Below are 20,701 nucleotides of genomic sequence, written 5' to 3'. Positions count from 1 at the left end.
TTATCGCGGATCAAAGTACTTGCGTGCCGAATGACTGATCCATTGAACGATCATGAACAGCACCATGAAGGAAAATGCGATATAAATAATGACACCCGGCTCATAGTTGCCGCCGGTGCCGCTGAACGTATTGAAATCCAGCGCCTGAAACAATCTCCAAGCCGCTCCCGGATAGTTGCGGTAATATTCCACCACGAGCAGGTTCGACAAGATGAAGACCAGCAGACCCGAAAGATGGGTCAGGATGGTTGCGATGCCGTTTCGCAGCATATGTTTGTAGACGACCTTCCGGTCACTCAGCCCTTTGGCTTTAGCCAGCAGTATGTATAGTTTGCCTTCCTGTGCGAGTAGCGAAGCCGACGTGATCCGGGCAATAAAAAATATCGGGTAAATTGAGACAAGCAGCGAAGGCAGCACGAAAGCCTCCCAGCCGTCAACCGCAAAATAACGGATAGCCGGAACATGCTTAATGAGCACCCATTGGGCGATCAGCATCAGGAAAAAATCCGGAATGGACTGGAACAACCATGTCGTCCAGTGCCCCAGCACGCTGAATTTGGTCTTGGACAATTTGTAGTCCAGAACTCCCTTCAGAATACCTAACACGAATCCTATCAGTAAAGCGGATACAATAACCAGCAGGCTTTTGCCAACAGCTTCAAAAGCAGCCGCTTCCGAGGACTGGCCGATATACCGCGTTCCCCCGAGCGTCCCGTTCTGAACAGCGCTTGCAAAATAGTCACGGATGTACGTAACATACTGGCCCAGATCAAAGGAATAATTGGTCACCACTAAATAGCCGTCCAGCGACAGATTCAAATCCCTTGGAACCAGCACAATCAGGACGATGAACATAAAAGCGAGCAGACTGGTCACCGTCGTTTTGAGCATTTGTGTTCTTAATCTCATATTGTCCTCCCAAACAAAAGTCTCAGCAGTACCCCTCTTGTCTTGCTTCATCTGCTTAACTACTTATTCTACTACTATCACATATTTCCTAAATACGTCCAGATAAAAATACAAATTTTTACTTTATATTTTCCACATCATGTATTGTGCTCCTTGATCTGTCATATTTATAGCATGTATAACCTGATATCACGGTTCTATTAAATTGCAATCCATGGTAAAAGGATATACTCTGTTTCTATATACATCCTATCAGAGGAGGTTCTACGGCGATGTCCATTTATGAATATGAAGTAAAAACGATACGCGGCGAGTCCCAAACACTCGAGCCCTACAAGGGTGAGGTGATGCTCATCGTAAACACGGCAACCAAATGCGGCTTTGCCCCTCAATTTGACGGTTTGGAGAAGTTGCATCAGACATTCCGCGATCAGGGATTGGCCGTGCTTGGCTTCCCCAGCAGCCAATTCATGAATCAGGAGCTGGAGGAGGATTCCGCGATTGAGGAAGCCTGCAAGCTCAATCATGGCGTAACCTTCCCTTTATTCTCCAAGATTGATGTAAACGGCTCGCAAGCTCATCCCCTCTACAAACACCTGACCAGCGAAGCCCCCGGCGCGCTCGGCATTAAAGCAATCAAATGGAACTTCACCAAGTTTCTGGTGGACCGCAGCGGCAAGGTGGTTAAACGCTTTGCGCCAACGGATACCCCGGAGAAGATGGAAGAAGATATCAAGAAGCTGCTGAAATAAATCTGGAGCTGCATACATTCGAATAAAAAAAGGGCTTGCGCGAGGTCAACCGACCTTGAGCAAGCACTTTCTGCTGTTTGGCTTCATTTACTGCAAATGCACCCACACCGTCATCTCATTCTCGCCACGATTGCCCCATAAATAATACGGAATGGCTTTGAGCGCTGCGGGACGCAGCGGCGTTGGCGACGTTCGATACAGATCATCGCCCCAGTCACCGGTTTCTTCACGCCAGCCTTCCCCTTCAATGACAACCGCCCCTCCGAGAAAATCGGGATCAAACCGTGAGCTCAGCTTAGGCTCGCGAGCTAGCGATACGGACGACATCGGCGCTCCATGATCTACGCTTTCCAGGCAGTATACCAACGGTCCACGCTGGATTGCGGCTTTACCGGCGTTAGCCCGTATATTCGGATTAGCCCTTACTTGATGGATCTCCATGGAGAGCTCCAGCTCCAGGGTATCTCCCGGCGCCCATACTCTCTTGATGTAGACATAGCCGTCTTTCATAACATCCTCTATGCTCACGTCTTCCCCATTCAAGCGCAAATCTGCTTTGCCGCGGGACCAATCCGGCATGCGGAGAGCCACCGTCCACTCAACAGCCTTCTCCGGCTGGATAGTAAGCGTGACGTCCCCATTCCAAGGCAGCACACTGTTCTGAATGACCTTCACAGGCACATCCCCGAACTGAACCGATGCTTCACCCCCCATGTATAGATGGGTGTACAGCGTATCCTCGTTCATCGTATACACATATTCACCCAGCGAAGACAGCAGTCTCGCCACATTCGGCGGACAGCAAGCGCAGGCGAACCAGCCCGGCCGAACCGGCTTCACATGGAACTTGCCCGGATTATGGCGACAGGCCGCAGGCCATACCTCAAGCGGATTGACATAGAAGAAATGCCGCCCGTCCTGAGCCATACTGCCAATGACCGTGTTGAACAGCGCGCGCTCCATCACATCCGCATACTCCGATTTGGGTGCCAGCTCCAGCATGCGCCTGGCAAAAAAGATCAAACCAATGGAGGCACAGGTCTCGGCATACACCGTATCGTTCGACAGATCATAATCCGTCGTGAACGCCTCTCCGTGATGGGTTGAACCGATGCCTCCGGTAATGTACATCTGTTTATGGACCATGTTAAACCACAGGTTCTCGCAAGCCTCCAGAAGAGCGGGGTCTTTTGTTCTGGCCGCTAAGTCCGCCATGGCCGTGTACATGTACACGGCCCGGACCGAATGTCCAACAGCCTCCCTCTGTTCCCTTACGGGCAGATGACTCTGATGATAAGGCAAGTGCGGCGGGTTGGCTACCGAGGAGTAGAATGATTTCCGCCCTCTCTGCTCCCACTCCTGAAGGAAGAAGTGAGGCTCCGTGCCGCGCACATCTATGAAATACTGGCTCAGGCTCAAATATCTCGGCTCCCGGGTCACCTCATACAGTTTGACAAGCGCCAATTCGATCTCCTGATGCCCGTCAAATCCGTGGATTTTTCCATCCTCAGGTCCAAAAACGGAATCGATATAATCCGCCAGGCGGCACACCACATCCAGCAGTTTCCGCTTCCCTGTTGCCAGATAGTGCGCTACCCCGGCTTCCATCATATGTCCGGCACAGTACAGCTCATGGCAATCCGTCAGATTGGTCCAGCGCTTCTCCGGCTCCTTCACCGTGAAATACGTATTCAGGTATCCATCGGGCTGCTGGGCAGCGGCCACAAGATCAATCAGCTGATCCACCTGCTCTTCCAGCTTCGGATCCGGGTGAATGGCAAGCGAATACGCCGCAGCCTCCAGCCATTTGGCAACATCGCTATCCTGAAATACCATCCCGCCATACTCGCCCTTGTCCCTGCCGGCAGCGATTCGAAAATTGGAGACGCCATGACTTGGCTCGACACCCGGGATTCGATCATGCAGGGCTTCATACTGGTACGGAATCACCACATCCCTTACCAGCTCTATGTAACGGGACCAGAACGGGTCCGCCAGTTTCACTTGCTTAAGAGGTACGGCAGCAGAACGCGAAGCAAGAGTCATCATCTTCAATACACTCCTTTGAGTTTCGATAGGATAAAGCCTCGACACTTCCCATTCTACGATCTATGATAGGATGAAAACGATATCAAAAATGACCTAATTTCTTATACAATCTCACACATCCCTTGGAGGTGAATCCGTGACGGAACGAAGCGTTCTTGCCTTCCCTTCCCTGCCGCTGCCCTTCTTCCTTGAATCAGGTAAAACACACTATATGCCGGGTGAGTCGCATCCGAACCGAAGAAACCTTGGCGTCTTCGATCTCATCCTGGTGCAAAGCGGCTGCCTGTTCTTGGGCGAAGAGAAGCAGCACTGGAAACTGTGTGCGGGGGATATGGTCGTCTTGCTCCCCGATGCTTACCACTTCGCGGTACAGGATTGCCGAGAAGAAACGTCCTTCTACTGGCTGCATTTTCAGACCCTGACACCGGGTATAACCGGACATGATTCAATCTCACACAGTATTGAGCTGCCCAAACAAGGTCGTATACCCTATCCGGAGCAAGTTTACCAACAGTTCGAGTCTCTGCACCTATTGGCAACCGAACCGAGGTCTACCGCATTTTGGCGGGAACAAACCTTGTTTATTGAGCTGCTGCAGCTGCTTGATCCGTCGAGGTCCGACCAGGAACAGTCGCGGGTGCGCAAAGTGGCGGAACAAGTGGAATCCTATATCAAAATGCACTATCGCGAACCCATCAGCAATGCGCGGTTATCGGCAGACCTGCATTTTCACTACAATTATTTGACGCGCTGCATGAAAGAATCGCATGGCGTAACCCCAACAGAGTATCTGCTTCAATACCGCCTGGATCAGGCAAAGCGGCTGCTGCTGACCACAAGGTGGTCCATGTCGCATATTGCAGAGCATGTTGGGTTTCAATATCCGCCCTATTTTTCCCGCCGCTTCTCCGCGCGTTTCGGCCTATCGCCGCTGCAATTCCGTAAGCAGTATACGGAATAAGCGGGATATGGAGAGTCATGATCATGACCACATGAAGTGATCATTTAGGTCAGAGGACAACAAGGAGATAGTTCTTGATTCTGGACACCCGGCAGCGGCTGCACGGCATCTTGCAGTACCAGCACATAAAAAAAAGACGGCCCCACTTGGGCCCGTCCTGTTTAGATCGGCTGCCTGACACTATGCTTTGTTTGGCAGATCCAGCTGCCATGACACGCCAAACTTGTCTGCGATCCAGCCAAATTGTTCACTGAAGCCATAGTTGCCCAGCGGCATCATAGCACTTCCGCCATCGATTAATGCCCCGTACAGCTTCTCGATCTCCGCTTCCGACTCGCAGCTCAGATAGATGGAGAATGAAGGCGTGAACGTGAAACCATGCTGCACATTGCTGTCAATACACATAAAGGTCTGTCCCTTTAATGTAAAGGTCGCATGTTTGACACTTCCCTCGGTTCCCAGCTCATTCGGGCCGTACAAGTCGATACTCGTGATCTCGGAATCCTCGATTATGGAAATGTAATGGTTCATGGCTTCTTCCGCATTGCCCTGAAACATCAGAAACGGGGTTATACTCTTCATCTATAAAACACGCTCCCTTGTTCATTGGATCGAGATCATTCATCTTTCCTGTCTCCAGCAGCTGCTTCAACCCTTCAAACATATAACACCAGCCATGCTCGGTTTGGTCATGGTATTCGGTCCGTGCTTGTTCGATATCCTCTGCCAACCAGTCTTCCTCATGAGGCACAGTGATCTCCCAGGTTCCATCCACACGCGGTTCATTTCGGGCCATTTTGTTCGTGGTCTCCATCATAAACAACCACCTGGGCATCGTCTGGGGGGTTAACCAAACATCAAACACTCTCCGGTGCAGCCTAAAAGCGGCATTTCATCCTTATCCAATCAGCTCATCAAGCAGCAACTCCAGCTCGCCATAACTCGTGACAATATGGTGCGGCTCATGTTCCGACTCGGGAGCAACGCTCCGGTGATTGAACCAGATGATATTCCAGCCCGCGGCGAGTGCGCCAATCACATCATTGCGCCATGAATCCCCGATGTAATAAGAGCTCTCCGGCGCAGTGCCGGTCAGCTGATTCACATGGCGGAATATCCGCGGATCGGGTTTGTCCCAGCCAACGGCGCCGGATACGAACAAACGATCCGGCGGGATTAGATCACCGAGCTGCATAGCCGCTATTTTGTTCATCTGGTGATCCGCTGGTCCATTGGTAATCAAGCCGACCACATGCCCGGCGTCCGCCAACTTTTTCAGCAGCTCCCGGGCACCGGCAAACATTCTGATGGTATACTGCCGATCCAGATAGGTTTGCTGTACCACTTCGGCCTCCTCCAGTGACAGTGGGATGCCGAATTCAGCCAGCGCTAATTGAAATCGGCGTCTGCGCATCTCCTCGACGGCTTCCCCGTAAGCTGCCGTGCCAGCACCTCCCAGCTCAACGGACAAGCGGTCACTGTAATATCGCATCCGATGGTATGCCGCTTCATAGGGAAATGCCTCGCCTGGACGGGCCGTCTCTTGAACAGCCTCGCGAAAAGGCGCCAAATGGTCATACAATGTATCATCCACATCGAAGAAGATTCCCTTCGGTGATGTTGTTCTCTTCATATTCATCCCTCTTCCTTCTCCCTGTCCCTCTATTGTACCTGTACAGGCACCGCTTGGGTCAAGTCCGTCTGTTGATAAGCTCCCTTGCTGTGATATGATGGCATTAAAGCAGCAGGATACGGCAATGGAGTCCTCATCCAGACTCGCGCACAGCCAAGCAAGCTCAAATTGCAATGCCCAGCTTATGTACCCGGATAAGGAGATGAATAACGATGACCAAGGATATGACCGAAGTGTGGAGCAAGGATTTCGTTCCCGAAGGCAATCGGGCCAGTAATGTGGATCGTTTCACCGGCTTTGAGGATACCTATGACCAGCATCGCCCGGAAGCTCCTCAGGAGGTTGTTACACTTCTAACAGGATATTTGGAACACAAGCCCTCGCTTGTTGTCGATTTGGGCTGCGGGACGGGGTTATCCTCGTTTGCATGGAGAGATACCGCGGACCAAGTCATCGGCGTCGAGCCGAATGACGATATGCGGGGCAAAGCTATCGCCAAATGGCAGTCGCTGCAGCAAGAGCAAGGCAGCAGTCCCCATGGAAACGCTGCCGATATCAAGTTCGTCTCCGGTTATTCCAATCAGCTGGCACTGCCGGATCAATCCGCAGACATCATTACCTGCTCCCAGTCCTTCCACTGGATGGACCCTGCCAGTACGTTAAAAGAGGTATCCCGTGTGCTGCGCGAGGACGGTATATTCGCTGTATATGACTGCGACTGGCCGCCAAGCCTCACCCGGAAAGTTGAACAAACCTATCTTGAGTTGATTGAACTGGCTGAAACCATCATTGACCGCCATGTGGATACTCAGGAGCAGGCCTATAAAGGGAATAAGAACGAGCATCTGAAGCACATCCGCGAGAGCGGTGTGTTCCGCTTCTCCAAGGAAATTGTATTCCACCATATGGAGCCGTTCACCGCGGAACGCTATACCGGCCTTGCTGTCAGTCAAGGCGGCATCCAAACCGTATTCAAGCTGAAGCAAAACGAAATCAACGACAAAATTGCACAGTTTCATACGCTGGTCGAGGAGCATTTTCAAGGGCGTACTCTCCCCGTGATGCTCAGCTACCGCATGCGGCTCGGCATTAAATAAAGTCAGACAACAGGGCAGCTCCAAGGTCATAATGGCCTTTGAAGCTGCCCTGTTGTTCATTGGACTCTTTTGCCATAAGACAAAAAAGAGCCGCGCGCCTTTCTCATTACCTCTTCTCAGCCCTTCACCGCCCCTGCCGATGATATGCCGTGAAATATTTCTGCAGGAAGAGTCAGCGAGAACCGGCAGCCCTTCCAGATCGAGACCGCGCTCAGCCTCACTGCTTATTTTCGCCACATTAAGCTGCACAACAATTCGAACAGGTCCAGCACATGGCGCGGATTTTTGCCTGTCAGCTGCTTAATTCGGTTTAACCGGTAATGCAGGGTATTGCGGTGGATATTTAGCCTTTTGACCGTATTGTTGTGATCCCCATTCTCGGAAATGTATACCTGAAGCGTCTCAATGAGGTCCAGTTTGTCTCCGCCCTGCTCCAGAAGCGAATACAGCGAAGCCTGTGTGTCATCCGAATTATAAGCCAGGCTGATGAGAAACCTTAAATCCTCGTAGAAATTCACTTTGCGGCGGGGGTCGATGTTCATGCCCAGCTCCAGAGCGGATACCGCCTGCTCCAGCGATGTGGCAGCCAGCTCCTCCCGCTCCCCAATCCCCAAGCTGTGGACTTCATCCAGCTCGGTCAGCTTGTCCAGAAGGCTCCGGTATTTCATGGCGTCTGTCATGAAGAATACGGTTTTGTCGTTCTCCAAATTCCAGCTTTGAGGGTACGCTTGCTGCAGCCCCCGGAATACTTTGCCTCCCACAGAGCCCTGCACGAGCAGCACCCGGCATTTTCGCGTCAGGTCCAGTCCATAGCCTTCGGCACGCTCCAGAAACGGTTCATCGTAAGGTGTCTTGCGATAGGATAACTCATGGTAGAACTTCTCCCGATTTTGGCGTTGGTTCAACATGGCCTTGTTCTGACGCTCCTGCTCGATCAGGAGAACGACGGTCACCTGCAGCAAATTGCTGAGCGGTCTCACCTCATCGGGATGCCCCGTGATGCCGACCACGCCGATCACCTCATCCTTCACTACAATAGGCTCGTTCACCCCCGGCTTCATGCCGCCGCCTTCTTCATAGACCTCATAGATTCTCCCGGTCTGAATGGCTTTCTGAGCACCGATGTGCAGCGTGCCGATCCGTGCTGGGTCCCCGCTGCCCACAATGACCCCGTTCTCATCCATCACATTAATATTGTAAGGAATGACACGCATCATTTCTTTGGCGATATTCTCAGCCAGCGGACGTGATAGTTTCATGCATTATGTCCCTCCTTACCTGCCTGTCATGTACTGTCCTGTATAAGATCCCAATACAAGAGTCACTCTCTATAGTTTACACATCCCGCTTCCAATCCATATCCTGCCGGTAGAAAAAGAAGCCGACCCGTTCAGGTCAGCTCCCCTTGTTCTCTCGCTATGAAATGAATGATTACTTGTTCAAGGAGTTCATGAGACGGACAATATTCTCCGATGTTCTCTCCACATTCTGCTGTCCGTTCACCAGTGCTTCCGATAGCGTAGCCGCACCCGGCATAATGCCAAAAATAGCGTCCATTCCTTTATCATACAGCACCTCGATCCCGTCACCGATCCGTCCGGCCAAGGCAACAACAGGCTTGCCATGCTTCTTCGCAACCATCGCCACGCCCAGCGGGGTTTTGCCGTACTGCGTCTGGAAGTCCATCCCGCCTTCGCCGGTCCACACCATATCCGCCTGGCGCACTTTCTCTTCAAGGCCTGTATAGTCAACAACCATATCGATGCCCTTCTTCAGCGTCCCGTTCAGGAAGACCATCAGTCCCCCGCCAAGGCCGCCTGCCGCTCCAGCCCCTGGGTAGTCCACGATATCTTTGCCCAGCTGCTGCTTCATAATCCCGGCGTAGTTCCGCAGATTGCTGTCCAGCTGCTCGATCATATCCGGCGTAGCACCCTTCTGCGGTCCGAACACATGAGAGGCTCCCGTCTCGCCGCAGAGCGGATTGGTTACATCACAGGCCACCTCGACCTCCACATGCTGCAGTCGTGAATCCAGGCCGGTCAAGTCAAAACTTGCAAGCCGGCCCAAGTCCCCGCCGCCAAAAGCAAGCTCCTTCCCTTCCGCATCCAGCAGCTTGCCGCCGAGCGCCTGAACAACTCCCGCTCCGCCGTCATTCGTCGCACTGCCGCCGATGCCGATCAGCAGCCTGCTCACGCCATGATCCAGGCAAGCTTTAATCAGCTCACCCGTCCCGTAAGTCGTGGTTACCAGCGGATTCCGCTCAGCCGGGGGCACCAAGTGGATCCCGCTTGCACTGGCCATCTCCAGCACGCCGGTGCTGCCGTCTCCCGAAACACCGTAAGACGCCTCCACCTGATTGCCCAGCGGACCCGTGACCATCGCGGTGTGCACCGTGCCGCCCGTTGCATCCACGAGGGACTGCATCGTGCCTTCACCGCCGTCCGCCATCGGCACATGGATACAGGTCACATTCGGGTTTGCCTTCAGAATGCCGCGTTCCATCGCCTCACAGACTTCCTTGGCGGTCATGCTCTCTTTAAATGAATCGGGCGCGAGTACAATTACATAATCCTGCTTCATGGTTTATCCCCTGCCTATCCTTATTGATTTCAAATCTATGCTGTAGTCTCTTTAAAATACAAATCCGTACAATATCGTAGCGACAATGGCCATGGTCAGACCGACAATGCTCTCGTAAGGAATCAGCTTCATCCGTTCCTTAATGCTCATCTTCACCGATTCTGCGGTGACGTGGAAGAAGTTCCCGTGCGGCAGATGGTCAATGACCGTTGCCCCCGTGTGTACCATGACGGCTGCGGCAAGTGGCGCTGTCCCCATGGACAGAATCGCTTCACCAAACGAACCTGCGGCCACAATGGATGCCGTCGATGTGGATGCCGTAGCGGCTCCCATCAGAATACCGGCGAGCGGCGCAAGGAATGTGCCGGACACGCCCATGACATCGATACCCTGTACCACAACGGCACTCAGATTGGATTTGGAGATAATGCCGGCAATGGCGCCGGCACCAATCAGGATGATTGCGGTACCGGTCATTTTGTTCAAACCGGAGGTGGTATAAGCAATGATGCTCTTTGTCTGTCGCATGGCGATCAAACCGATGATACCGGCAACCGGCAAAATAATCATGGAATCAATCTTGATGGCTTGAAGAGCTTCAATGCCCAGAATGCTTCCCAGTGGATTCAGCGCCAGCAAGACGATGGCCACGATGGGTGCAACCATCGCACGTCCGAAGCTTGGCTTGTCTTTCTTGCCGGCTTCCTCCGCCACTTGATCGCTATCCGATACCATAACCCCTTTGTTTGTGAGCATCTTCGCCACGATGATGGTGACAATCAGTCCGGCAACCGCCGGCAGGAAACCATGGATCATGACCTGAGCCAGATCGACGTCAAAACCCTTGGCGACAGCAATGGTATTCGGGTTCGGGGAAATGATGTTCCCCGCTTTACCGCCCCCGACCAGCGCGAGCAGCAAGGCTGTTTTGGAAATTCCGATCTTCTTGCCGACGGACAAAGCGATGGGAGCTACGATAATGATCGCAACGGTAATGAATACCCCTACCGCGGTGATAATCATGGTTGCCAGCGCGATGGATAAAAGCGCTTTCTTCTCGCCCAGCTTGGCAACAATGGTCTCGGCAATGCGCTCCGCAGCTCCCGATTCAATCAATATCCCTGCGAGCACCCCTGCAGCCAAGACCCGGACGACAGCACCCATGACACTGTTGGTGCCCTCGATAATATACTGCACGGTCAGATCAATGGTGGCTCCGCCCAGCAGACCGCCAATGACAGCGCCTCCAAACAAGGCGTAAACCGGGTTTACTTTTCTAAAAATCAAGACAATGGCGATAATCAGACCGACAACGGCTCCGCCCCAATGTATAACAGTCCCATCCATGTTGTGTATGCCTCCTTAAGCAATATAGCTTGTGAACAATGATGTATTCATCCTTTATGAAACTATGATTGCGCTTACAGGATTCAGTATAACCGGAATGCCGCATTCAAGCCTATTGACGCCATAACGGTTTTTATTGTGCATATGCACAAAGTATGGGACATGGGATGAGCCTCGTTTTCAAAAAAACATATGGAGTCAGCCTTAGCCAAGCTCACGCGTACGGATCTCATCCGGAGCGACATGGGCGATCGCCTGCATCTTCTTGAATTGGCCCGTAGAGCTGGCTTTGCCCGACAGCACGGTGCCGATGATGCCCCCGGCGAATCCGATCGGTATCGACACGATGCCCGGATGCTTGAGCGGGAAGATCGCTTCTGCCCGAATCCAGCCTGCTTCCGGGTCCATTACATTAGGCCCGATAGCCATGAGCAGCAGGGAAGATATCAAACCGGCCGCAATGCTCGACATGGCGCCGTACGTATTAAATTTCCGCCAAAATAGCGTGAACAGCAGCACCGGCAGATTGGCCGAGGCGGCAACTGCGAAGGCAAACGACACAAGGAACGCCACGTTCAGCTTCTGCGCGCCAAGCGCGAGCACAATTGAGGCCATGCCAACCACGATGGCCGAAAGCTTGGCCACTCGCATCTGCTGTGCCTCCGTCGCCTGCCCGCTGCGGAAGATGCTGCTGTAGACATCATGAGCAAACGCTGAGGATGCCGTCAGCACAAGCCCGGAGATCACGGCCAGTATAGTCGCAAACGCGACGGCCGATACAAACGCCATCAGGAATTCGCCGCCCAGCGCGCTTGCGAGCAGCGGCGCCGCCAGATCCACCCGCTCGGACAAAACTGACCAATCAACAAAAGCGGCGGCTCCAAAGCCTAGAAAGATTGTCATTGCGTAGAAGATGCCGATCGTAAACGTCGCCGTCTTTACCGAAGCGCGCACCGTTAGCGGGTCTCTGACCGTGTAGAAGCGCGCAATAATATGCGGCAGTCCGGCCGTCCCTAACACAAGCGCCATATTGAAGGACAGCATATCGAGCGGCTGATCAAACATATTGCCCGCCATCAGAAACCGCTCCTGCAGCGGCGTTGCCTGCTTCATGGAAGCGAATAAGCCGAGCAGATCCCAATCGAATCGGGCCAACACAATCAGGCTCACGATAAAGGTGCTGCTTACCAGCAGTATGGACTTGACGATCTGCACCCAGGACGTCGCAAGCATCCCGCCAAACGTGACGTAGATAGTCATTAAGCTGCCAACCAGCACGATGGCAAGCGACGTTTCAAGGCCGAATAGCAAATGGATGAGCCATCCGGCCCCAACCAGCTGGGCAATCATATAGAACACGGTAATCATCATATTGTTGACAGCGATAAACCCGCGCAGCCGTTTCTCGCCGAACCGGACCGCCACCGCATCCGCCATCGTATACCTGCCCAGATTATGGAGCGGCTCGGCAATGATGTACTGGACAATGACATAGGAGGCGAGGAAGCCGATCGAATAGAAGAAACCGTCGAAGCCGTAAACCGCGATGGAACCCGCAATGCCAAGGAAGGACGCCGCGCTCATATAGTCACCGGAGATGGCCAGTCCATTCTGCAAGCCGCTAAGCCGGTTGCCCGCCGCATAGAAATCGTTCGTGTTGGTGGTTCGCCTGGCGGCATAATACGTAATCATTAACGTGCCAACCACAATCGCCAGAAAAAAAACGATGCCGGACATGTTCACTTGGATGACCTCCTTCCGCTCAGCCCCAGAGGTGCTGTTATTCTCCCATTCTACGATAAAATGGCAAAAAAAGGACAATCCTTTGCTCTGACGAGCAGCAGGATACGCCCTTTTTTCTTCAACAAATGTCTTAAGCACGCTCAAATCGAATCAAGCGCCCGTATTTGCCTTGACCAGCACCTCGGCATATTTGGCCTCATCCTTGGAGGAGGACAGGAGCGTGCCGACATAAGCTGCCAGGAAGCCAAGCGGAATGGAGATAATGCCCGGGTTGCTCATCGGGAAGATCGGATCGCCAACCAGAATCGCTTTGCCGCCCGGATCCCATATATTCGGGCTCAGGGCCACGAGAATCACAGTGCTGATCAATCCGGTCAGCATGCCTGTGATCGCGCCTGTCGTATTGAATCTTTTCCAGAATACCGTGAACAGAATAACCGGTAAATTGGCACTGGCTGCAACGGCGAAGGCCAGCGAGACGAGGAACGCCACGTTCATCTTCTGAGCGAACAAGGCAAGCAGAATGGAGACGATGGATACGCCAATCGATGCGTAACGCGCCATCTTCAGCTGTTCCTTCTCCGAAGATTCGCCGCGGCGCAAGATTTGACCGTAGAAATCATGGGCGAAGGCCGATGCGGCGGACAACACAAGCCCCGTCACCACAGCAAGAATGGTCGCGAACGCAACCGCCGAGATCAGCGCAAACAGGAAGTCGCCGCCTATGGCTTTAGCCAGCAGCGGTGCAGCCATGTTGCCTGCTTTGTCAACCGCTGTAATATCCGCTGCGCCTACGAAGGCCGCTGCACCGAATCCGAGAAAGATCGTCATGACATAGAAAATGCCGATAATCCATGTGGCGTATACAACCGAGCTGCGTGCCGTCTTGGCGTCCTTCACGGTAAAGAAGCGAGTCAGAATATGCGGCAGTCCTGCTGTTCCGAGCACGAGGGCAAGGTTGAGCGACAGCGTCTCCAGCGGGATTTTGTATTTGTTGCCAGGGTTCAGGAAGGCTTCCTGAAGCGGCGTGGCCGTCTTCATATGATGGAACATTTGAGTCAGGCTGAAATCGAATTTGGCAAATACAATGAGCGAAATAATGAACGTGCCTGCCATGAGCAGCACGGCTTTGGATATTTGGACCCAGCTTGTGGCGTGCATGCCGCCAAACACAACATAGATCGTCATCAACACGCCCACGATCAGTACGGACGTTACATAGTCCAGGCCCAGCAGCAGCTTGATGAGCGCACCCGCCCCGACGAGCTGCGCGATCATATAGAAGATGGAGATGGAGATCGTGTTCAACGCTGCCACGCCGCGCACTTTCTTGTCGGAGAAACGGGCGGCGATCATATCGGCCACCGTATATTTGCCGAGGTTCCGAAGCGGTTCTGCTACGAGATACAGTACAACCAGATAAGCAACCAAAAATCCGATGCTGTAGAAGAAACCATCAAATCCAACCAAAGCAATCGAACCGGCGATGCCTAGAAAGGAAGCCGCGGACATATAATCGCCGGCAATGGCCGTCCCGTTCTGCCAGCCCTTCAGTCCTCCGCCAGCCGTATAGAAATCGCTGGTGTTGGTTGTTTTCTTGGCGGCGTAATAGGTAATGATCAGCGTGAGAAGTACAATCCCGCAAAATAACGCGATAGCCATAGTCGATTACGCCCCCATATCCTTTTTGATATCGTCTACCATTCGGTCGAATTGGGCTGCCTTGCGGGAATATAATATGCACAGCACCCACGTCATAATGAATTGCGCGAAGGCAAACACCCATGCCCACGTAATCGGTCCTATAGCAGGATGATTCAACACTTCAGTATACGAAGTGAGGATCGGCAGCGCAAAGTAAAACAGAAGAAAAAAGACGGTCATGGGAATAATGAACCGTTTCTTGCGGGAGAGCAGCGTTTTGAATTTTTCAGAATGCCATACTTCGGTATAGCTTTTTTCCTCCATTGCCTTTCCCTCCATTAATGATCCAGATTCTATTGCGGCTCCAACACTTGAAAGCGCTTTAGAATGATTATATACGGGAGGTCCGCAGCCGACTACGGCTCCTGCGCGAAACGCCCGATATGAAGCGTGAAAAGGCGGATATGCCGCCTGAACAGGGGACAATACCCTTCTTGCGCACGTAGGCTATGCTTCTCTTAGCAAACGGAACAAATCCTTGGCTGCCTCCCTCGACAATGGAATCATCGTCCGCTGCTCATCCTTCATCACAATATTGTAAGCCCCATTCTGCCAAGGCGATAACTCTGCAATCCGGTTCACGTTAACCAAATAGCTGCGATGAGGACGGAAGAATGAATAACCCTCAAGCCTCTCCTCCAGCTCCTGAAGCGTGCTCTTGCTCGTGATCCGCTGGCCTTCCGTTGTCAAAATGCGAATGACCCGTTCCTCGCGCACCGCGTACAGGATCCCCTCGGGATCAACCAGCACATGCTTGTCTCCATCATCGAACAGCAGCTTGCCGCGCATGCTTCGGGCAGTTGCGTCTGCCTGGGAATTGGAGGCCCGCTGAGGAGTGGAGGCGCTGTCCTCCGGGCGGGGGGAAGCGTGCCCCTCCAGAAGCCGGTTACGGATTCGCTGCAGCGTTTCCTTCAACCGCATATGGCTGTATGGCTTCAATAAATAGTCAATCGCATCCAGACCAAACGCCTCGACAGCATATTCATCATAAGCCGTCGTAAACACAATCAAGGGTGAAGCAGGCGATGCCTTTAGCATTCGTGCCGCCTGCAGTCCTTCCAGCTCTGGCATATGAACGTCGAGAAAGACGACATTCGGCTGCCACAACGGAACGAGCTCCAGCAGCTCTCTGCCGTTCACGGCATGAGGAAGCAGCTCGATATCAGGCTCTTGTTCGAGCAGATAAGCCAGCTCCTCCCTTGCCAATCGTTCGTCCTCCGCAATGATCGTTTTAATTCGCTTCACGGTACCGACTCCCTTCCGATATGCAGGGGAAGCTGAAAGTTATGCCGCAGCCGCCCTCTGCCAGATTCTCCACCCTCAGTCTGGCTTCCTTGCCGAACATGCTGATTAAACGCTGATTAATGTTGTAGATGCCGATTCCGGTACCCTCGCTGCCGATGACAGGCTGTTCACCGAGACGATCCAGAACCTCGGGTGAGATACCGACCCCGTTGTCCTTCAATTGAATGACCGCCATATCATCGACCTGCCTCAGCGTCAGCTGAATGATGCCGCCGCTTGCCTTGTCACGCAAGCCGTGCTTGATGCTGTTCTCCACCAGCATTTGCAGCGTGGCAGGCGGAATCAGAAGCTCTTCAAGCGCCGGATCCAACTGGCACTCAAACGTAAATTGGTCCTCGAACCGGATCTGAATAATATCCAAATACGCATTCAACAGCTCCATCTCCTCACGTATGGTCGTTCTGCGTGAAGCCATAACCTTTACGTTCAGGCGCATGAATGCTCCGAGCTGCATCGTGGCATGTCTTGCCAGATGCGGATCGGTGCGAATCAGCGAATGGATCGCATTTAACGTATTGAACAAAAAGTGGGGGTTGATCTGGGCCTGAAGAAGCTTCAGCTCCGCTTCTTTCATTAAATGGCCCATCTTCTCATGGGATGTGGCACCGAGCTGGTAGGAGATCAGCTGTCCCAGACCCTGGGCCATAACCAGCTCCACACGGCGGATATCCTGCGGCCGCTTGAAGTAGAACTGAATGACGCCCACGACTTGGCTCCCCTCGATGATCGGAACCAGGATGGCGGCGCCAAGTGACGGATGGCGGGGCTGAATATCTTCCGCATTATCCACGATCTGAAGTGTGCCGGTTAAGATGACGTTCTTCGTCAGGCTTGACCGGATCTCTTCTCCCGGATCGATGGTACGGCTGGCGGCCCCGGCATGGGCCAGGTATCGCTCTGTGTCGGTTATGGCTACCGCTGTGGTCTTCAGCTCCCGCAGCAGCAGCGCTGCCACGGCCTGCGCCGTCCGGTACGTCAGCCCCTGCTTCAGATGCGGAAGCGCGGCTTCGGCGATGTGGAATGCCTTCTCCGTCTCATAGGCCGCTGCCCGCTCCTCCTCGGCGAGCGCAACCCGCAGCATGGTCGTAAAGATGGCAATGGAGATGCTGTTTGTCAGCACCATTGGAAGACCGATCAGATTAACCAGCTCAATCGCCCGGTCCGGCTCCGTTGCAGAGATCAGGATAACCCCCATAAGGAGGATCGGTGCAAACATCCCAACGAATAAGGCTTTGGCGGGGGAGACGACCCGTTCCTGCGAGAAAAATCGCGCCACGCCTCCTGCCAAGGCTCCCGTCAGCGGCACCGCGATGACACCGGCCAGCCCGGTATATCCGCCAATGTACAGCAGATGGGCTCCCGCCAGAAGTCCGCCCCCGATTCCGACGCGCGGTCCGCCGATCAGCCCGCCGATGACCACGCCAACCAAAGCGGAATGGGCCAAGGCCTGATTCTCTGTCAGCCGCATCAGCCAGAAGGAGGAGCTGGACTCGCCATTCTCCACGACCACGCCTGCATACGTTCCAAGGATGCCGAAGAGTCCAAACAAGCATGAATACGTGAACATCCGCTTGCCGGACATCTCCTTCCGATCCAGCAGCTGGCGGAATAACGGAATTCTCGTCAGTATGAAAGTCAGGATGAGCAGCATGCCCATCCGTTCGAACAGATGCAGAGTCAGCTCCTGCATAGATAACCCTCTTCCCGATGGACTATTGGTCCCTTCATCTGCAGTCCGCTTACAATCAATGCAATGCAGTATAGTTACACAAAGGTTTGATTTGAATACGGTTTCATTGGATGCAAGAAGATTATATAGCACCGCGAGCGATAGGACAATAAAAAGGAATAACATGAAACTTATGTAAATAAAGATGCAAAAAGATCCTTATCTTCGCAAGCACCAAAACAACCGTATCCCGCGGCAACGCGTAAATACGGCTGGTTCATGGTTTCATCTCAAGACAGGTAAGGCTGCCTCTTCCTGATGCTGCAGCGTCTGCCAAGAGCTTGCGCCTTGCGTTCGGATTGAAATGCGCTGCACCTGCTTCTACCGGGATATGGACCGGGATATCGACCATTTCCGGATGACCTGGTTGATGACCTCAGAGAGCAGCAGACCGAGCGCAATGGCGCCTGAGATCATGAACGCCTGGGCCCCCAGCTGAACGGCTTGATCGAATTGATTCTGCGCCACATGGCGAAGCGCATTATAGGCGACACCGCCCGGGACGAGCGGAATGATTCCCGACACACTGAACACGATAATGGGGGTCTTGTACTTTTTCGCAAAAAAATGACTGATCATCGTGACGCAAAAAGCCGCCACAACGGTGGCCGTCACCGGCTGAACCATCATGTCCTGCAGCATGATGTAGAGCAGCCAGCCCACCATTCCGGCAAATCCGCACTGCAGTAGTGCTTTTTTGGGTGCATTGAACATCATCCCGAATGCGGCCGAAGCAATAAAACTCGTGATGAGCTGCTGTATGTAAAAGGCTGCCATAATCCTGTTCCTCCACTCCATCCCTTTAGAATGACAAAGTAAATGCAATCCCCGCGCCGATGGCAAAGGACGTGACAAAGGCCTCCGCCCCTTTGGACAGACCGGAGATCAGGTGCCCGGCCATGAGGTCGCGAATGGCATTGGTGATCAGCAGGCCCGGGACAAGCGGCATCACGGAGCTGATAATGATCATATCCAGCTGATGACCGAATCCGTATCTGACCATCCATACCGATGCAATCCCTATCAATAGCGCTCCCGAGAACTCGGCAAAAAATCGCACCGGTATGACCCGGTGCATAAATACAAAGCAGGAGAAGCCGAGTCCGCCCGCGATGGCCGCCGGGATGAAGTCCGGCCAGATCCCGCGAAACATGATGAGGAAGCAGCCGCTGGCCACCGCTGAGAGAAGGATAAGCAGCCACGTTGGATAGATTGCCGGCTCATGCTCGATTTTCTCCAGAGCCGTTCGGGCCTCTTCAATCGTCAGCTCTCCGATGCTTACCCTCCGGGAAACGCTGTTGACTTGATCGATCTTGTACAGATTGGTTGTCCGATCCGAGATCCGAATCAGCCGGGTAATGTGCTGAGGCTCCTCCACCGAGAAAATAATCCCGGTCGGGGTCATATAACTGTGGCTGTTCTCCACGCCATAAGCCGCGGCGATCCGCATCATCGTGTCCTCGACACGATAAGTCTCGGCCCCGCTCTGCAGCATGATTTTGCCTGCTAACAGACAAACCTTGATGATGTCATGCTCCCGCTTCAACAAATCATTCAAAACGACAATCCTCCTGATGAACTCATTCCGAATCCGAATACTTGCCTATATTATAGTATCATTGCCATGATAAAGCATAGGATACGCTTTAAAGCAGCGCTGTAACCGTTGTTTTGCTCTCCCGGAGGCCGTCATCCCAAGCAAAAGCCCCCCGAATGATCGGGAGGCTTCTCTATTATTCTACCTCAAGAAAATCGTGCTTAGTAAGCGCCGCGGATATGCTCCGTCACCTGCTCCCGATAGAATCGGGACAGTCGTTCCTTCTCCTCCATCGTAAACGAAGGCACATCCAGGGTTCCGAGATTGTCCTCGATTTGGCGGACGTTTCGGAAACCAGGAATCACGGCGGTGACTTCAGGGCAATCCAGAATCCAGCGCATGGATGCACGAGCCATGTCGCCTCTGCCCTCAGCGATCCAGGCGAGCTCTCTGGCGAGCTCAACCCCTTTTTCAAAACGAAGTCCGGCAAAGGTCTCGCCCACATTGAACTGCTCGCCGTTGGCGTTGAAATTCCGGTGATCCCCTTCATGGAAGACGGTTGTCTCCGTGAACTTCCCGGTTAACAGGCCGCTGGCCAGCGGAAGGCGCACCAGAATGCCCACACCGGACGCTTTTGCCTTCGGAAGGAGCTCTGCCAGGGGTTTTTGGCGGAACAAATTGAAGATGACCTGCAAGGACCTCACCCCGGGAACCCCAAGGCAGTAGAGTCCTTCCTCCACCGTCTCCACACTTACACCGTAATGGCGGATTTTTCCTTCAGCCTGCAGCTTGTCCAGCGTCTCAAACACCCGTCCGTCCTTCAGCACCTCGAAGGGAGGACAGTGAACCTGATAGAGGTCAATCCGCTCCCGCTTGAGCCGCTTCAAGCTGTTCTCACAATAGCGGCGAATCGACGCCTCGGAATAGGTCTGAAGATCATGAATATCTCCAGCACGGCAAAACTTGGTGGCAATATGCACCGAATCTTCTTTGCCTTTGGTTGCGATTGCGAGTAAATCCTCTGCATGTCCATCGCCGTACACGTCGGCTGTATCAAAAAAGTTCACGCCTTCCCCAATGGCGCGATCCAGTCCCTTCAAAGCTTCCTCATCATTGGTTTGCCCCCATGAGCCGCCGATGGCCCATGTGCCGAAGCTGATCTCGCTAATGTGAAGTTCCGTATTGCCTAATTGTCTGTAATTCATAGACTCCATAGCCTCCTCATCCAACTGCCATACTAGTTTGCACTACACTAATAGACTAAACGTTAAATCGCTTTCATTCAATACCGAGTTTAACATTCAACAACAGAAAAAACCTGCTGCCCCTTGTATAAAAGACGGCTCATGCGGTAT

The 20,701-nt window shown here is 53.1% G+C and carries 18 protein-coding genes; 3 read left to right on the top strand and 15 right to left on the bottom strand.

What is annotated here, in order from left to right:
• Positions 1-909 (bottom strand): ABC transporter permease subunit, encoded by a 909-nt coding sequence (locus tag WDY75_RS01180; RefSeq protein WP_063478085.1) that lies wholly within the window; start codon positions 907-909, stop codon positions 1-3.
• 272 nt (positions 910-1,181) lie between these two features.
• Between WDY75_RS01180 and WDY75_RS01175 the strand changes: the two genes are divergently transcribed.
• Positions 1,182-1,661, top strand: a complete 480-nt coding sequence (locus WDY75_RS01175; protein WP_006207083.1) for a glutathione peroxidase — start codon at positions 1,182-1,184, stop codon at positions 1,659-1,661.
• Between the two features lie 87 nt (positions 1,662-1,748).
• On the opposite strand, the gene WDY75_RS01170 is transcribed toward WDY75_RS01175, so the two are convergent.
• The gene (locus WDY75_RS01170) at positions 1,749-3,710 is read right to left on the bottom strand and encodes a glycoside hydrolase family 127 protein (protein WP_063478086.1); all 1,962 of its coding nucleotides are present in this window, start codon (positions 3,708-3,710) and stop codon (positions 1,749-1,751) included.
• Positions 3,711-3,846: 136 nt separating this feature from the next.
• On the opposite strand from WDY75_RS01170, the gene WDY75_RS01165 reads away from it, so the two are divergent.
• Entirely contained in the window at positions 3,847-4,671 is an 825-nt protein-coding gene (locus tag WDY75_RS01165; RefSeq protein ID WP_063478087.1) for a helix-turn-helix domain-containing protein, read from the top strand.
• 180 nt (positions 4,672-4,851) lie between these two features.
• Here the strand turns inward: WDY75_RS01165 and WDY75_RS01160 are convergent, their stop codons facing one another.
• Both WDY75_RS01160 and WDY75_RS01155 read right to left on the bottom strand, forming a co-directional pair.
• Entirely contained in the window at positions 4,852-5,253 is a 402-nt protein-coding gene (locus WDY75_RS01160) for a VOC family protein (RefSeq protein ID WP_063478088.1), read from the bottom strand.
• A 316-nt stretch (positions 5,254-5,569) separates the two neighbouring features.
• Complete coding sequence (locus WDY75_RS01155) at positions 5,570-6,310, bottom strand: HAD family hydrolase (protein ID WP_063478089.1); 741 nt, start codon at positions 6,308-6,310, stop codon at positions 5,570-5,572.
• 206 nt (positions 6,311-6,516) lie between these two features.
• On the opposite strand from WDY75_RS01155, the gene WDY75_RS01150 reads away from it, so the two are divergent.
• Positions 6,517-7,401: a class I SAM-dependent methyltransferase gene (locus WDY75_RS01150; RefSeq protein ID WP_063478090.1), complete on the top strand. Its 885-nt coding sequence runs from the start codon at positions 6,517-6,519 to the stop codon at positions 7,399-7,401.
• Positions 7,402-7,625: 224 nt separating this feature from the next.
• On the opposite strand, the gene WDY75_RS01145 is transcribed toward WDY75_RS01150, so the two are convergent.
• From WDY75_RS01145 to WDY75_RS01095, 11 genes are all read right to left on the bottom strand, one after another.
• On the bottom strand, positions 7,626-8,660 hold the full coding sequence (locus tag WDY75_RS01145) for a CdaR family transcriptional regulator (RefSeq protein ID WP_036640200.1): 1,035 nt from the start codon (positions 8,658-8,660) through the stop codon (positions 7,626-7,628).
• 172 nt (positions 8,661-8,832) lie between these two features.
• A complete protein-coding gene (locus tag WDY75_RS01140; RefSeq protein WP_063478091.1) occupies positions 8,833-9,981 on the bottom strand; it encodes a glycerate kinase in 1,149 nt (382 codons plus the stop codon).
• 51 nt (positions 9,982-10,032) lie between these two features.
• Complete coding sequence (locus WDY75_RS01135; protein ID WP_006207092.1) at positions 10,033-11,328, bottom strand: GntP family permease; 1,296 nt, start codon at positions 11,326-11,328, stop codon at positions 10,033-10,035.
• 204 nt (positions 11,329-11,532) lie between these two features.
• A complete protein-coding gene (locus WDY75_RS01130) occupies positions 11,533-13,065 on the bottom strand; it encodes a cation acetate symporter (protein WP_063479717.1) in 1,533 nt (510 codons plus the stop codon).
• A gap of 156 nt (positions 13,066-13,221) precedes the next feature.
• Complete coding sequence (locus tag WDY75_RS01125; RefSeq protein ID WP_063478092.1) at positions 13,222-14,733, bottom strand: cation acetate symporter; 1,512 nt, start codon at positions 14,731-14,733, stop codon at positions 13,222-13,224.
• 6 nt (positions 14,734-14,739) lie between these two features.
• Positions 14,740-15,039 carry a DUF485 domain-containing protein gene (locus WDY75_RS01120; protein ID WP_006207097.1) on the bottom strand — a complete coding sequence of 100 codons (300 nt, stop codon included), beginning with the start codon at positions 15,037-15,039 and terminating at the stop codon, positions 14,740-14,742.
• Positions 15,040-15,222: 183 nt separating this feature from the next.
• Positions 15,223-16,020 (bottom strand): LytR/AlgR family response regulator transcription factor, encoded by a 798-nt coding sequence (locus WDY75_RS01115; RefSeq protein ID WP_063478093.1) that lies wholly within the window; start codon positions 16,018-16,020, stop codon positions 15,223-15,225.
• Positions 16,007-17,770 carry a LytS/YhcK type 5TM receptor domain-containing protein gene (locus WDY75_RS01110; protein ID WP_063478094.1) on the bottom strand — a complete coding sequence of 588 codons (1,764 nt, stop codon included), beginning with the start codon at positions 17,768-17,770 and terminating at the stop codon, positions 16,007-16,009. Before WDY75_RS01110 ends, WDY75_RS01115 begins: the two co-directional genes overlap by 14 nt.
• A 360-nt stretch (positions 17,771-18,130) precedes the next feature.
• Positions 18,131-18,586, bottom strand: a complete 456-nt coding sequence (locus WDY75_RS01105) for a threonine/serine exporter family protein (RefSeq protein WP_006207100.1) — start codon at positions 18,584-18,586, stop codon at positions 18,131-18,133.
• 25 nt (positions 18,587-18,611) lie between these two features.
• Positions 18,612-19,367 (bottom strand): threonine/serine exporter family protein, encoded by a 756-nt coding sequence (locus WDY75_RS01100; RefSeq protein ID WP_036640211.1) that lies wholly within the window; start codon positions 19,365-19,367, stop codon positions 18,612-18,614.
• Between the two features lie 200 nt (positions 19,368-19,567).
• Complete coding sequence (locus tag WDY75_RS01095; RefSeq protein ID WP_006207101.1) at positions 19,568-20,551, bottom strand: aldo/keto reductase; 984 nt, start codon at positions 20,549-20,551, stop codon at positions 19,568-19,570.
• Between the last annotated feature and the right edge of the window lie 150 nt (positions 20,552-20,701).

The sequence above is a fragment of the Paenibacillus glucanolyticus genome (assembly GCF_037333485.1).
Classification (GTDB): domain Bacteria; phylum Bacillota; class Bacilli; order Paenibacillales; family Paenibacillaceae; genus Paenibacillus_AQ; species Paenibacillus_AQ glucanolyticus.
Note: the sequence above shows the minus strand (reverse complement) of the source record. Positions and strands in the feature narration are given on the sequence as shown.